6 protein-coding genes are annotated in these 15,404 nt (G+C 40.2%); 2 read left to right on the top strand and 4 right to left on the bottom strand.

The annotated features are described in order from the left end of the window. Window positions 1-1,005: 1,005 nt before the first annotated feature. Window positions 1,006-5,718, bottom strand: a complete 4,713-nt coding sequence (locus H6G97_RS26480; protein ID WP_190943568.1) for a non-ribosomal peptide synthetase — start codon at window positions 5,716-5,718, stop codon at window positions 1,006-1,008. Between the two features lie 486 nt (window positions 5,719-6,204). Continuing rightward, complete coding sequence (locus tag H6G97_RS26475) at window positions 6,205-7,305, bottom strand: hypothetical protein (RefSeq protein WP_190943567.1); 1,101 nt, start codon at window positions 7,303-7,305, stop codon at window positions 6,205-6,207. A gap of 655 nt (window positions 7,306-7,960) precedes the next feature. On the opposite strand from H6G97_RS26475, the gene H6G97_RS26470 reads away from it, so the two are divergent. Then, window positions 7,961-9,061, top strand: a complete 1,101-nt coding sequence (locus tag H6G97_RS26470) for an alpha/beta fold hydrolase (protein ID WP_242055245.1) — start codon at window positions 7,961-7,963, stop codon at window positions 9,059-9,061. Between the two features lie 23 nt (window positions 9,062-9,084). On the opposite strand, the gene H6G97_RS26465 is transcribed toward H6G97_RS26470, so the two are convergent. Both H6G97_RS26465 and H6G97_RS26460 read right to left on the bottom strand, forming a co-directional pair. Beyond that, complete coding sequence (locus tag H6G97_RS26465) at window positions 9,085-10,617, bottom strand: glycosyltransferase (RefSeq protein WP_190943565.1); 1,533 nt, start codon at window positions 10,615-10,617, stop codon at window positions 9,085-9,087. A gap of 276 nt (window positions 10,618-10,893) precedes the next feature. Beyond that, on the bottom strand, window positions 10,894-14,175 hold the full coding sequence (locus H6G97_RS26460; protein WP_190943564.1) for a non-ribosomal peptide synthetase: 3,282 nt from the start codon (window positions 14,173-14,175) through the stop codon (window positions 10,894-10,896). A gap of 158 nt (window positions 14,176-14,333) precedes the next feature. On the opposite strand from H6G97_RS26460, the gene H6G97_RS26455 reads away from it, so the two are divergent. After that, a complete protein-coding gene (locus H6G97_RS26455) occupies window positions 14,334-15,233 on the top strand; it encodes a metallophosphoesterase (RefSeq protein WP_190943563.1) in 900 nt (299 codons plus the stop codon). The last annotated feature ends 171 nt before the right edge of the window (window positions 15,234-15,404 follow it).

The following is a 15,404-nucleotide window of genomic DNA, read 5'->3' as shown; positions in this document are numbered from 1 at the left end:
TAATTCAGCAACTAAAACGCCCAAGTATTCCTATGTGCTTGGTTTGATTTAAATTGTCGTGTGGTAGGGCTACGCCCCGCTCGCTATTTGTTCCAGTTGCGTAAGTCCTGATACTCTCTCCTCTCTTAAGCTACGGTGTACACACATTTTTGTACAAAACCAAAATCCTTGAAGATCCCTCTAAATCCCCTAGGGCTGTTTCATTCCCTAAAAGCTGCTGATTTACAAGCGTTTCAAACAAAAAAGTTATACCAATTCAAATAATGTTTGCGACACATCAATTATTTGTAAGGGCACAACATTGTTGTGCCCCTACCCATCTGTCGCATTCTTTTTTCAAATTGGTATTAGATGACTAAAAATCTGGACAATAAAATAGCAATGCCTCCGGCAAGCCTTCTCTACGAGAGGCTATGCAAACACCAAGGCACTAAAATTTACTCGTTAAGGTGGTAGCTTTTCTTTTTCCCAATCAAGCAAATTTCTGACTCATACTCTCAACAAAATCTCTAAGAGATAGAATGAAACAGCCCTGCTATTAAGGAAGGTGCTGGGGTTTCTGGTAATGACGGACGTAAACACAGATATACTAATGGCCCAAATAAGGGAAAAAGAGCAACCACCCAAAAAACACGTATATCCTTGATTTTCCGGCATGCCATATCATCATCAAATAATGAACTAATTGGAAATATCAAGCACATCAGACAAAAATCGAGAGTTATGAGGTGAACAAAAGACCTGTGAAAAAATTGCTGAGTATAATCTTCCCAATTTCCAGCGATTGCTGCATATCCTAACAAAGTAATAGTAGCAACTAGTAAACAAGCTCCTGTTATTCGTTCATCAAGAATTGAAAGCCATTTATTTTTTATTCTAAAATTTCTAGTAGAATTTCATGATAATTGGTTTATGAATTTTCCTAATTTAGCTATTTAAAGAAGCTACTTTCATGGCTCTTGAGAGAGAATTATTTTAAACTGAGCCTCAACTTGAGGTATAGTGCTAACGCCCTTTAGTCTCTTCGTTTAAGGAAGATAACTTAATCCGCCGACTTTCACGCGAAAGTGGTACTAAAACTGGGGCTTGACTTTGAGGATTGCTTTCTTTAAAGCTTTCCACTATCTTAGAAATTTGTGCAATTGTTGGTGCTTCAAATACGCTACGCAAAGGTAACTCCACACGCAAGGTATCGCGCACTCTAGAGACAAGCTGAGTTGCTAGTAATGAATGACCGCCTAATTCAAAGAAATTGTCATAAATTCCTACGCGCTTAAGTCCCAAAACCTCAGCAAAAATTTTCACCAACAGTTGTTCAACAGGAGTCCGAGGTGCGATGTAATTTTCAGACAATTGGGGCTGAATTGCATCATAGAATCCTCTTAAAGCGCGGCGATTGACTTTACCATTAGCTGTTAGAGGTAAAGACTCTAATATTATAAAAGCTGATGGCATCATGTACTCAGGCAGTTTTTGTGCTGTGTAAGTCTGCAACTGTGGCACTAATTTACGCGCGGCTTTGGCTTGTAAAGGATCATTGGCGTAAGATTGCCAGGGGCGAGATTGAGCCGTACTATGTGGAAAAATAGCTCTCTTAGCTATTTCATCTTGCCGTACAAAAACCACATCATAGCGTCCTTCAATACTTGAATGTGACCAGGTAATATCAACTTTGTAAGGTACATCCAGTGTATAAAACTCTTCTGGCTCTACTCCAAAATCTTCGAGTTCTTGCAAAGCTTTACGCATTTGACCTACAGTTTTAAAACCTTCTACATCTGATAGCCATTTTGCTGTTTTGACTGCTGCCATCACCCGCGCATTAGGTACATTTTTAATACATAATATTTCTGGTTTAGTTTCAATTAATAACTGATGTACTGCTGATAATGTTAAATCCTCTTCAGACCAGTTCAGCACTGAATAATTTCCAGTATTATTAATAGTTTTATCATCAATATGAAAAATCACATTGTATCGAAATTGAGTTAATTCATTGCGATCGCGTCCCCGCAGCAGTTGAATTTGTAGATTGCTAATCTGGGGAAAGCATTGCTTTATTGCACTAAAAAAAGCTGGGTCAATCACCAACTCTGTTTCTTGGAAAATTTGCATTTTAACCCGTTGCTGTAACTCAGAACGGGTGAGGGAAGATTCAGCTTGCTCTAGTTGCACTGATGTATGGAAAGCTTCCAAAAGTGGCAAACTACGCACATCTCCTATGAATATAAAGCCACCCGGAGCAGTTGCCTTAACAGCACCTTCTAATACACTAATCAGATAATCAATAGTAGGAAAATATTGTACAACTGAGTTCAAAATTACTGCATCAAAAGCTGCTGTTTCTACTTTATCGAAGTCAGTAGCCATTTGCTGATGCAGCGTTACCTGCGGCATTTCTTGCTTTTCTAACTGCTGCTGAATGTAATTAAGTGAAACTGGGGAAAAGTCTGTTCCCCAATATTTAGTACAGTGAGGCGCAATTCTGAACAGAATTAAACCTGTTCCACAACCAATTTCTAACACTCGCTTGGGTTGCAAAGCCAAAATTTGTGCTACTTGGTTATTTACCCACTCATGCATTTGTTCTGCTGGAATAGGCTGATTTGTATAACTACTATTCCAACCGACAAAATTCGATGTTACATCTGAATCAACAGCAGGCTGATTATAAGTTTCGTTATAGAGCATCTGCCATTGCAAAACTTGCTCATTCTGCAATTGCATTATTTGTACATTCTCTTGCTCACTGCTGCATTCAGCTTTCGCTACCAGATAAGCTACTAGGCGCTTTTCCTCTTCATCCTCATGAATTATTACTACAGTTTGCTGTACTGCTGGATGCTGACTCAGCACTGCTTCAATTTCGCCCAACTCAATGCGGTAGCCACGAATTTTTACTTGCTCGTCAACCCGACCTAAAAATTCAATGTTGCCATCTACTCGATAGCGGACTAAATCACCTGTTTTATAAAGTCGTGCTTTTAATTTATTAGTAAAACTATGAGAAATAAAGCATTTAGCAGTTAAATCAGGACGGTTTAAATAACTTCGTGCCAATCCATCACCACTTATATATAATTCTCCTGAAACACCAATGGGTACAGGTTGTAAATGTTTATCTAATATGTAAACTTGCATATTGGCGATCGCACTACCAATTGCAGGTGCTGAATTATCTTTATTCTTAACAGAAATATGACCAGAAGTTGTTACAACTGTGTTCTCTGTAGGCCCATAATTATTATATACTTGGAAGAAATGCGAATCTAGAGGATATTGATTGAGTTTATCTCCACCTGTAAGCAATATTCGTAAAGCTGCATTTTCAGGAAAATCTAATAATAAAAACTTTTCTGCTATAGGTGTTGGTAAGAAGGAAATTGTGATTTTTTGCGATATTAACCAATCTCGGAGATATTCAGGCGCTCGCCTAATTTCATCATCTACAATATAGATGCTTGCTCCAGCACTAAGGTAAGGCCAAATTTCCCAACCACAAGCGTCAAACGCAACCCCGGCTATCTGCGTTACTCGGTCAATGGGTGAAACTGCAAAGGCTTTTTGATGCCAAAAAACCAGATTCAATAATCCTCTATGTTCAATTTGTACGCCTTTAGGCTTTCCTGTTGAACCAGAGGTATAAATGACATAAGCAAGGTTGTCTGCTGTAACTTCACTAGGAAGATTATCTTCAATTTCTTGAGCAATAATTTTGCCATCTTTATCTAAACATATTATATTTGAATTATAGTTTTCCAAATGTTCAAGCCATCGCTCATGAGTTAATAAAACTGAGACTTTAGCATCTTCAAGCATAAAGTTTAAACGTTCAGATGGATAGCTTGGATCTAGGGGCACATAAGCTCCACCTGCTTTCAGAATGCCCAACATCCCGATTACCATATCACAAGAGCGTTCTACACAAAGCCCTACTAAAACTTCGGTTTTAACTCCTAATTTTTTTAGATAATATGCAAGTTGGTTACTACGTATATTTAACTCTTTATAGCTGAGTTTATCATCGCCAAATATTAGTGCGATTGCATCAGGATTTTGCTCTGCAACGCTCTCAAATAAATTCTGAATACACCTATCTTGAGGATAATCAGCCTGTGTATTGTTCGATCCAATTAACAATTGATATAACTCAGATTTGCTTAAAAGCGGTAATTGTGCAATTCGTTGTTCTGGATTTGTAACTATACCCTCAAGTAATGTTTGGAAATGTCCTAACATCCTGGTGATAGTAGCGTCATCAAATAAATCAGTACTGTAAATTACAAACCCACTAATTCCTTCTGAGTTGTCTACCCATAAACCATTTTGAGTATTTGGCTCCCACAGGTGGAACTCTAAATCAAAGCGTGTTGTTTCCGTATCAAATGGTAACGGACTTAAAGTTAAACCAATTAACTCTAATGCTGACATAGGCGCATTTTGCAGAGCAAACACCACTTGAAATAGTGGATTTTGATTCAAGTTACGCTCTGGATGCAGTTCCTCTACGAGTTTTTCAAAAGGCAAATCTTGATGGGTGTATGCTCCTAAAGCTACGTCTTTGACTTGACTCAATAATTCTCGAAAAGTTGGGTTTCCTGATAGGTCGGTACGCAGTACTAAGCTATTGACAAAAAAACCAATTAACCCCTCTATCTCACTACGATTGCGATTGGCAATGGGTGAACCAATAGCAATATCTTCTTGTTGTGTATAGCGGTAAAGTAAAACTTTAAATGCTGCTAGTAAGGTTATAAATAAAGTTACCCCTTCTTGCTGTCCCAAAGCTAAAAGTGCTTTGCTCAAACTTTTTGATAATTGCAGAGGTTGCCTTGCACCCTGGTAAGTTTGAACAGCTAGTCTTGGTCTGTCGGTTGGCAGATTTAATATAGAAATGTCGTCTAATTGCTTCTGCCAGTAATCGAGTTGCTTTTCTAATACTTCCCCTTGCAACCATTGGCGTTGCCAGTATGCAAAGTCTGCATATTGAATTGTAAGTTTCGGTAGAGGAGAAGGCTGATTGCTAGTAAAGGTTGTGTAGAGTGCTGCTATTTCTTGAATCAGCACTCCAATAGACCAACCATCAGAAACAATGTGGTGCATATTCAGCAGCAGGATGTATTCTGTCTCATCCAACCACAGGAGTTTTACTTGCAGCAACGAATCAGTTGATAAATTGAAAGGACGTTGAGCTTCTTGATTAGTGAATTGTCGTGCTTGTATTTCTCGTTCGGCTTGTGGCAATTGCCGTAAATCTATTATTGGTAAAGGTATTGTTAGCGTCGGATTAATTACCTGAACTGGTTGCCCTGACTGGATGACAAAAGTGGTGCGTAAAGCTTCATGTCGTCGGACAATTTCGTTAAAAGTTTGCTCTAGCGCGGCTTTATTTAGCGAACCTGTTAAATGTAGCGCAACTGGAATGTTATAGAAAGGATTATTAGGGATTAATTGGTCAAGAAACCACAGCCGTTGTTGAGCAAAGGAGAGGGGAAGATTTTCAGACCGCGAAATAGGTACGAGAGGTCTAAAGCTGTGGTTATCAGTACGATTATTTGCTTTTAAAAATTCAATAATTTCTGCTTTATGCTCTTGAATTTTGGCACGCAGTTCTACTGTAAGAGTTCCTTCAGGCGCGTTACAACGAAACTTTTCACCATCAATAAAAATTTGAATATCTAAGCTGCGAAGATAAGATAAGAACTCTAGCGTATTCAAAATTACACCCCTTCGCAACAGTTGTTACTTACTAGTAATTAATCTCAACTTTTTATCACACTTGTAACAACGTATAAATCATTCTTGGGGGTGAAAGTTTCATAACTGTAACTATGGTATGGCAATCCATTTTGATTTTTGAATTTACTTATGTAGATGGAGAGTAGGGAAGAAGCACTTTTGATTTGTACCTAGCTCCCTAAAAATAAAAAAGGAATCCTGTTTGTAGCTAAGGGGCTTCCAAATCAAAAAATCTCCAATATTTAGGGTGCTTCAGTCAGATAAAACCTGGAAATACCAAGAAATTATTTGTACTGACGTACCCTAATAAGAGAAAATTTGGGATAATTTAATTTTTGGAGTTCCCTAATTATAGTGCGATAGCGAAGCGCTGCTGCAAAGCAGATCGCTAATTCACTCCTTCTAAACAAAAGGTGAACCTCTTGTTAAATCCACCCTGCTGGAACTTTGCTTAAAGGCTAGTTTTTATCTAGTCTTGTCTTCAATAATTCCGTCTTTGTTGATGATAACGACTTCTGGCATTGGGTTGCTGGAGATACGGGTATCGTTATCGTTAATTTCCTTCTTGGAAGATTCTGCCGCATTTTGGGCAGATAACTTAATATCATGGGCTGAATCTTTTGCAGATTCAGTCACATTCTGAGCTGATGATTTAACTGAATCACTTGCGCTCTTGGCCGAGGATTTTACGGATTCAGTCGCCTTCTGAGCCGATGATTTAACTGAATCACTTGCACTCTTGGCCGAAGATTTGAGGGATTCAGTCGCATTCTGAGCCGAAGATTTGAGGGATTCGGCAGCACTTTTTACAGATGGTTCAACTGCCTTCGCTGTTCCCTTGACAGTTGAGCGAACATCCTTAGTAGCACCTTCAATTTCTTTAGCTACAGCTTTGGCAGAAGGCTTAATTTCATCAGTAGCGCTCTTAATAGAGTTAGCAGCCCTTTCTACAGAAGGTTGAACGCCTTCAATTGTATGCTGAACTGACTCTTTTACGTCTCTAATGGTAGGTTTGATTTCTTCGGATACGTTTTTAACTGCGTCTACTACAGAAGGTTTAGCCTCTTTAACCGTCTCATTGACTGATTCAGCTATACCTTTAATAGAAGGCTTGGACTCTTCAACTGTTTGCTTGACAGCTTCTGCTGTCCCTTTGATAGATGGCTTGACTTCTTCAATCGTTTCTTTGGCTGCTGTGCCTATGTCTTCTATAGAATGCTTAACGCCCTCTGCTACAGAGTTAGCTGCATCCCCTAAATTATCTACAGCGCGGTTAACTGTATCAGCAGTTCCCTTACCAATGATGGCACCAGCAACTGAGCCTGCGACAGCACCGATAATGCCTCCAGAACGAGCGCCTAATACACCACCAATTGCGGCTCCAGCTACCCTAGCACTAATGCCTGAACCTGATGAAGAGTCTGAAGTTTCTTCTGAGTTGGATTCAGAATTTTCTTCGACTTTATTTAAAGGCAATTTTTTCTCACTCTCACTTCTAACAATCTTTTCTTCACCAACGAAAGGATTGGTATCAGTTTGATTCAAAGGTTGCTTGTTGTCATTCATAATGCTTTATACGTTCAATTAGCTTCATTATTAAACTAACTATTAATCTTAATAATTACCCCTAGCGCAAGGAGTATACATCTACTCATTAATGGTGAACCTCAGTGCAGGTGCAATATTATGAGCAAGTGATTATAATGTCACATAATTAGGAAGCGAACAGTATACTAACAGTACAGTATGGTGTTATGCTAAACGACAACTGAGCGTAGGCGTAGCCCGTCGTAGACATCGCTTCCGAGTAATTGTTTGGGATTTACCAGGGTTAGGAAAATTCTCTAAAGCGAAAAACAATAATCACTTTATAGAAAAATATGCCCCTGGCTTGGAAGCTGTTATTGCCGCTCTCCGTGGCGCTATCAGTCGGGGATTCAGACCCGCGGCTTTTTTGTTGACCACCAAATTTTCTTGTTTTGTAGGGTTGCGAAAACGCTGATTATTTAGACATTCCTACGTCGCTAACGCTACGCTATCCGCTTTTTTGGTCAGAATACCCAACTGTTAGCGGTAGCGGGGCGTTTAGCCCATTCTGACTCCTGACTCCTGAATTCTGTTTGATAAATCATTCTTGAGAGTGAAAGTTGGATGATTCTAACTATGGTATGAAGCTAAAAGCAGTTAACAAGGTATCACAAGGTTTAGGCTCATGATATTCATGCCTCATAATTTTCTACTTGTATGGCTGGTTCAACTGCTGTCTGTTGGAGTACTTGGTGGGGGAATCTACATTCTCTATGAGTGGTACGAACGAGAACTTGTAGGAACATCCTACTTAGTAGCTGGACTAGTAATGGTTCTGTGGACTTTTGGAGGTCGTTTTATCAGTTTGCCACTGCTGCGCCGTCCTGGAAAAGAGGAACCCAAGTTTATGCGTAGCAAAACCGTGCAGCGCCTGCCACGTCCAGATGGGAGCGTGTTGCAAGTAGAGTTTTTTGGCCCTGAAGATGGTCAACCAATTATTTTGTCACATGGTTGGGGGCCAAACAGTACTATATGGTATTATGCCAAGCGACAATTGAGCGATCGCTTCCGAGTAATTGTTTGGGATCTACCAGGATTAGGAAAATCCTCTAAACCGAAAAACAATGATCACTCTATAGAAAAATATGCCCGTGACTTGGAAGCTGTTATTGCTATAGCAGGGGATAAACCTGTTATTTTGGTGGGACACAGCATGGGTGGAATGATTAACCTAACATTTTGTCGCCTGTTTCCAGAGCAATTAAGGAGTCGGGTAGCTGGCTTAATTCTTGTGGATACTACTTACACTAATCCGGTAAAAACTTGCATCTTTAGCAATCTGGCACGTAAATTGCAGAAACCGCTACTCGAACCTGTGTTGTACCTGACTATCGTGCTGTGGCCGGTTTTTTGGTTGATGACTTGGCTCTCATATTTCAATGGTTCGTTGTATATCACCGTCGAACTATCTGGATTTACGGGTACTGAAACACGCGGTCAACTAAGTTTTGCAGGTCTATTATCAGCATTGGGTTCACCTGGTGTTCTGGCTCGTGGCACACTGGGAATGTTGAAGTTTGATGAAACAGACACACTTGCAACTATTAACGTTCCTGTATTAGTAATGTGTGGGGCTTCAGATATAGCAACTAAACCTGTAGCGAGCGATCGCATGAAAGCAGAATTACCTTATTCTGAACGAGTCACCCTAAAACCAGGTGGACACATGGCATTGATGGAACAAAACGAACAATTTGCCGAAGCAGTCAGCACGTTTTGTGCTGGCTGCTCATAGCTGCGATCTCTACTGAAGCTTCTTTAAAGGCTAGATGTACTTAGCACCTTTTGATTAGCTCCAAAGTAGAGTTCGCCCAATTCTTCCAAAAAAACATCGGTCTGCGATTCTGGATTACGGAAGTAGGGATGGATGGGAAGGAGTTCAGCACGAGGGCGGGTTTCCGGTGAAGACAGAATCTGCTCAAGCAAAGTCAGATAGTTTTCAGCAGTACATTCCCAAGTGTAAGTCTTCAACACTCGTTGTTGACCAGCTTGGGCAAAATACTCCCATTCCTGAGCATCACATAGCAACCGCTCTAAGCCCCGTGCAATATCAGCAGGATCTTCTGGGTCAACGAGTACACCATATTCCTTATTTCCCTGTCGGAAGCTCTCGCTAGGGCCACCATTCTTGGTTGCTACCACTGGCAAACCTGCGGCGGCGGCTTCTAAGGGAGCAAGCCCAAAAGGTTCGTAAAGTGCCGTCAGCGCAAATACTGAGCGGCGTTTAACCATAAACCGATAGGCTGCTGCCAGCGACTCTTGAGACTGATCTGACAAGCCAAAGGCACTGATCTTGCCGCACAAGTCTTTTTCTTTGACCACTTCCCGAATAGGGGCTAATACCTCTTCAGCTATGCCGTCACTAGCCTCCTCTCGTAAAGGATCGTCCAACCCCCCTGTAATTAACATCAAGTTAGCTTGTTCCTGAAGTCTTGGACTGATTGCAAAGGCTTGCACTAGCCCTAATATGTTTTTTTTAGGCTCTAATCGACTAGATGCTAAGATGACGGGCAAATCTCGACGGGCTTCTGCAATGTCCCGTGTCAATCGCTCCTGAATCAACTCTTTGGTAGCTTCCTCGTTTTCGGAACGTGCCTTTGCACCGAAAATCGAGAAATCTGCTCCTGGTGGAATGACTGCAAAGCAGTTGTCTTTGTCTACATCTACTGCACCACTATAGACTCGATGAGAATACTGTTCAAAGCGTTCTTGTCGTGTACTGGTGATATTAACGGCCGAGCGATTCATGCTCAGGCGCTCGGCTAAAATGCGATATTTAAAATGAAATTGCTCATTTATTTCTGGCAGATTTTCTGGAGTGACTTCCAGTTTGTCCATCTTTTGAGCGCCGAGAGAATGAGCAGTAAAGGTAAAAGGTATGCCTGTCTCTTCTTCAATTAAAACGCCACATATTCCCCCATCGCCGTAGTGAGCAGTTATAGCATCAGGTAAGCCACCTTCTTGTTGATAAAATTTCAAGATGTTGGGAACCCAGTCAGTAACTAGATAAGGCCACAATAACTCTTTAGGGAGAAATTCTTTTGGCCCAGCTGGTAAGCGGATAATGCGGACGTTATCCACTCCTGGATATGTCTCAAATGTTTCAGCAAACTCTGGCCATTCTGGGTCAATAATTTGACGGGTGAGAATATCAACTTTATGACCCATTTGAGCTATGGCTAGGGCGACTTGCTTAACATAGACTAGCTGACCCCCGAAATCTGGGTGTTTCGTTATGTGACTATTGGCTGAATCAAAATTACCTTGAGGGTTGAGAAATCCAATATGCATAGCCCACTTCCTAATACAGGTTGATTTCTACTAGAGATTTTTGCCTGAAGACGGCAGCATAACAGCTTAGTGAGCTTGTTAAAAACTCTCAAGGCTGAAAAACGCAGGCAGTGAGGCTGTATATAAATGCCATCAAAAAGTAAGCCAAAGGGCTTTTATTGATTCCCTTTAGCTTAAACCCAGCCAGTTCGCGTATTTTCCTAATGCTTAAGTTAATCGCTATTGGGGCTGGCGCACATATACCGGATGATATAAATGGTAGGGTGATGTTTCTTTTTAAAATTCAACGTCTTCTCGCTGTTGTCCCGTAGTTTCAGTTTTATCTGCACCTTTTGCTGCCCAAAACATTGTATCAATGCACTTAGCAAGTTGTTCAATAGTTGGTGCTTCAAACAAATTGCGTACAGTTACATCTATTTGAAAGGTATCTCGGATTCGGGAAATTAACTGAGTCGCTAGTAGAGAATGACCGCCCAATTCAAAGAAATTATCATGAACGCCTATCTGCTCTTTTCCCAGAACTTTAGCCCAAATTTCTCCAAGTAACTCTTCAACTTGCGATCGCGGTGCTACATAATCATATCTATCGAAAGTTACTGTATCGGTTCTAGGTAAAGCACGACAGTCTACTTTGCCATTAGGTGTTAATGGTATTGATTCCAGTACCAGATATGCTGCTGGCACCATGTATTCTGGTAACTTTTCTTTTAAATATTTACGTAATATAGATGCTAAATCTGATACTTCTACTACATTAATAACAATATAAGCCACCAAATATTTATTATCAGGTATGTCCTCATCAGCAATGACCACTGTTTCTCTCACTGCTGGATGTTCACTCAAAACCGCTTCAATCTCTGATAATTCAATGCGGAAGCCACGAATTTTTACTTGATTGTCAATCCGTCCTAAAAATTCAATACTGCCATCTGGTAGATAGCGGGCTAAATCACCCGTTTTATAAAGTCGTATTTTTGAATTATTACTAAAATGATTTGTAATAAAGCATTTAGTAGTTAATTCAGTATGATTGAGATATTCTCGCGCCAGACCATCACCGCCAATATATAATTCGCCAGTAACGCCAATGGGCAAAGGTTGTAAATGGCTATCTAATATATAAATTTGTGTATTATTAATCGGGCAGCCAATGGGAATAAATGTGGCTGATTCTGATAATCTTTGGATATGATAATAAGATGAGAACGTTGTATTTTCTGTAGGCCCATAAACATGAATTAAATGCTTTGGCACACCATGTTGGATAATTTTTTTAACCCATCTTATATTAACAGCTTCACCACCAAATAGTAAATATCTCAATGAAGCAAAAGCTTGCGGAACATCTCTAGCAATCTGTTGCAATAAAGCTGTTGTTAAAAACAAGATACTAATCTCTTTTTGTTTTAGCTGTAATGCAAACTCGTGAGGCGAAAGGATTACATCTTTGCTAATACCTACAAGTTGAGCGCCATTAAGTAGCGCTCCCCAAATCTCGAATGTTGCTGCATCAAAAGAAACGTTTGAGGCTTGAGCAATTTTATCTGATGGTGACAAATCTATATAGTTTGTATTGCACACTAACCGATTTACAGCTTTGTGAGTTATAGCCACTCCCTTGGGTTTACCTGTAGAGCCAGAAGTGTAAATAACATAAGCTAAATTGTTAGATGTAGCGCTACTTTCAAGGTGATTTTTGTTTTCTTGAGTAATAATTTCCCAGTCTTTATTTATGCAAACAATTGGATTCAAGAAACATTCAAAATGCTTGAGCAAGTTTTCTTGTGTTAACAATACTGAAACCTGTGCATCTTCCAGCATGAACTTTAGGCGTTCTTGAGGATAGCTGGGATCTAAAGGAAGATACGCTCCTCCTGCTTTCAGAATGCCTAATAAGCCAACTATCATTTCTATAGACTGTGAAATGCAAATACCTACTAGCTTTTCTGAACCTACACCGATTTTTTGTAAGTATTGTGCTAGTTTATTGCTGCGTACATTCAACTCTTGATAAGTGAGTTGCTCGTTACCAAAGATTACTGCTATGGAATTAGGATGATGTTTTACCTGTTCTTCAAACAGTTGATGGATACACTTATCATGAGGATAATTTACCTTCGTGTTATTCCAATCCACTAATACCTGATGTAGCTCCGCCTCACTTAAAAGCGGTAAATTTGCAATTCGTTGTTCTGGATTGGCAATAATGCTTGACAACAGAGTTTTAAAATGTTCTAACACCCGGCTAATAGTAGCTTTCTCAAACACATCTGTGTTGTAAACTATTACGCCACGAAGTCCTTCAGAATACTCCCATTTTGCACCCCATAAGCTCCTAAAATCATCAGAACACTTCCATAAGTGTAGTTCTAAATCAAAGCGCGTTTTTTTTAAATCAATATTCATAAAGCTAGGCAATAATCCAGGTAGTTCTAGTGCCGACATTGGAGCATTCTGCAAACTAAACACTACTTGAAATAACGGATGATAGCTCAAGTTTCGCTCTGGGTGCAGTTCTTCAACTAGCTTATCAAATGGCAAATCTTGCTGGCTATAAGCTCCTAGTGTTACCTCTCGGACTCTGCCTAAAACTTCTCGAAAACTTGGGTTTCCAGATAAATTACTGCGTAGTACTAAACTATTGACAAAAAAACCAATTAGTCCTTCAATTTCGCTACGATTACGGTTAGCAATTGGCGAACCTACCGCAATATCTTCTTGATCTGTGTAGCGGTAGAGCAAAGTTTTAAATGCTGCCAGCAGCATCATAAAAAAGGTTACACCTTCTTGCTGCGAAAGCTTTTCTAATGCATCAGTTAGCTTTTTTGGTAACTCAAAAAATTGTGTTGCTCCTTCATAGCTTTGTATAGCTGGTCTTGGTTTGTCAGTAGGCAAATGCAGCATAGAAATACCATTTAATTGCTGCTGCCAATAATTTAACTGGGTTTGCAGTACTTCTCCTTGTAGCCACTCGCGTTGCCAGTGGGCAAAGTCGGCGTATTGAAGAGGCAGTTCTAATAAAGGGGAAGGCTGGTTTTGTGCAAAAGCTGTGTACAGCATTCCTAGTTCCCGAATCAGCACCCCAATAGACCAATCGTCGCAGATAATGTGGTGCATATTCAGTAATAGAATATGTTCTGTCTTGGAAAGCACAAGCAACTTTACTCGCAGCAATGGCCCAGAGGATAAATCGAAGGGATGTTCTATCTCTGCGTTAACTATGCTGTTTACTTGAACCTCCCTTTCACCATCTGGCAGTAGCTGTAAGTCTAATACAGAAATAGGTATTATTAAGCTGGGTGCGTTAGCGCAGCTTTCCGCAGGAATCGCCTGTAGAGGTTGCCCATCTAACACTATAAATGTCGTGCGTAAGCTTTCATGGCGACGCACAATTTCGTTAAAAGTCTGCTCTAGTACCTTTAAGTTAAGCGAACCTGTTAAGCGAATTACTGTCAGCACATTATAAATAGTATTGTCAGGGAGCAACTGGTCGAGGAACCATAACCGTTGTTGAGCAAAAGATACTGGAAAGACAAAAACCTCTTCAGAAGACATATAACAATCCTAAATAATTCGTGAAAATCTCTCTTTATTCTCTCTGTAGCTCTGAATTCGTTATAAAAAACTATTTTTCACAAATCGAGATAGGATTAGTATAGCTATGATTACAGCATAAAATTTGGCATCATATAATCTATTAAACTTTTTTAATTATGAGAAATATCTCTCAAAAACTAAAGTATCCTATTTTAGGATTAGTAAGTGCGATCGCACTACTGGTAATCTGGAGTTTTATCGAACCCCGCGTACTTAATATCGAAACCGAAACTGCAAAAATTCCCAACCTTCCTCCATCTTGGCAGGGTAAGCAAATCGGGCAAATCTCAGATTTCCAAATTGGATTATGGGGCGATAATCGCGGTACTGCTCGTCGCAGCGTGGCTAAATTGGTTGAGGCAAAACCTGCTGTAGTATTGATCACTGGCGACTTTATTTATAAGCCAGGCTCTAATATCAAACCAGAGATTGAAACAGCAGTAGATATAGTCCGTCCTCTGATCGAAGCGGACATACCTACTTATGCAGTGCTGGGCAATCATGACTACGGCATGAGTAGTAGGTCTGCATCACCTCAAACAGAACAAGCTGAACGTTTAAGAACGGCATTAGAATCAGCAGGTATTAAAGTATTGGATAATGAGTCAGTTCAACTGCAACTGCCAGATAGTGACGATACTTTATATCTAGTTGGGATAGGTTCGCTATGGGCAAATCGGGATGATCCTGAGCAAGCTTTGAGCGATGTACCGGATAGCAGCCCTAGAATCACGATGATGCACAATCCAGACTCATTTGAGAAATTTCCTGCCAACTCAGCCCCCTTAGCGGTAGCGGGACATACTCATGGAGGACAGTTACGAGTACCAGGTTTGCCACAATGGTCGTGGTTAAGATTTACGCAAAAAGATCAAGTTTACGCCGACGGTTGGGCAAAGGGTTTCGGCGAACCCGGTAATCAACTTTATGTTAATACTGGCATTGGAATGAGTATTGCACCAATACGTTTATTCTGTCCGCCAGAATTAACCTTTTTTACTCTTCAGGCAGATTAATCTAGTTAATAAATATTCAATCTTTGCCAATTAATCTTACGTGAGCCTCCAACAAAGGCACACCTGTGGGAAAGGCGAAAGAAACAAAGCAAAGCCAAGGGTATGAAGAAGTTGGAATCTAGAAAACAAGGTAATTCTTTTACAGTACCAGTTAAGCCAGTGCATAATTTT

Origin of the sequence: Nostoc flagelliforme FACHB-838, from assembly GCF_014698065.1 — a bacterium.
GTDB classification, from domain to species: Bacteria; Cyanobacteriota; Cyanobacteriia; order Cyanobacteriales; family Nostocaceae; genus Nostoc; species Nostoc flagelliforme_B.
The sequence above is the reverse complement of the archived record's forward strand: the minus strand, read 5'-3'. Positions and strand labels throughout refer to the sequence as shown.

What these genes read in the sequence shown, in the direction of transcription:
- H6G97_RS26455 (WP_190943563.1), top strand. Translation starts at nt 14,334, where the DNA reads ATGAGAAATATCTCTCAAAAACTAAAGTATCCTATTTTAGGATTAGTA.
- H6G97_RS26470 (WP_242055245.1), top strand. Translation starts at nt 7,961, where the DNA reads ATGCCTCATAATTTTCTACTTGTATGGCTGGTTCAACTGCTGTCTGTT.
- H6G97_RS26460 (WP_190943564.1), bottom strand. Translation starts at nt 14,175, where the DNA reads ATGTCTTCTGAAGAGGTTTTTGTCTTTCCAGTATCTTTTGCTCAACAA.
- H6G97_RS26465 (WP_190943565.1), bottom strand. Translation starts at nt 10,617, where the DNA reads ATGCATATTGGATTTCTCAACCCTCAAGGTAATTTTGATTCAGCCAAT.
- H6G97_RS26475 (WP_190943567.1), bottom strand. Translation starts at nt 7,305, where the DNA reads ATGAATGACAACAAGCAACCTTTGAATCAAACTGATACCAATCCTTTC.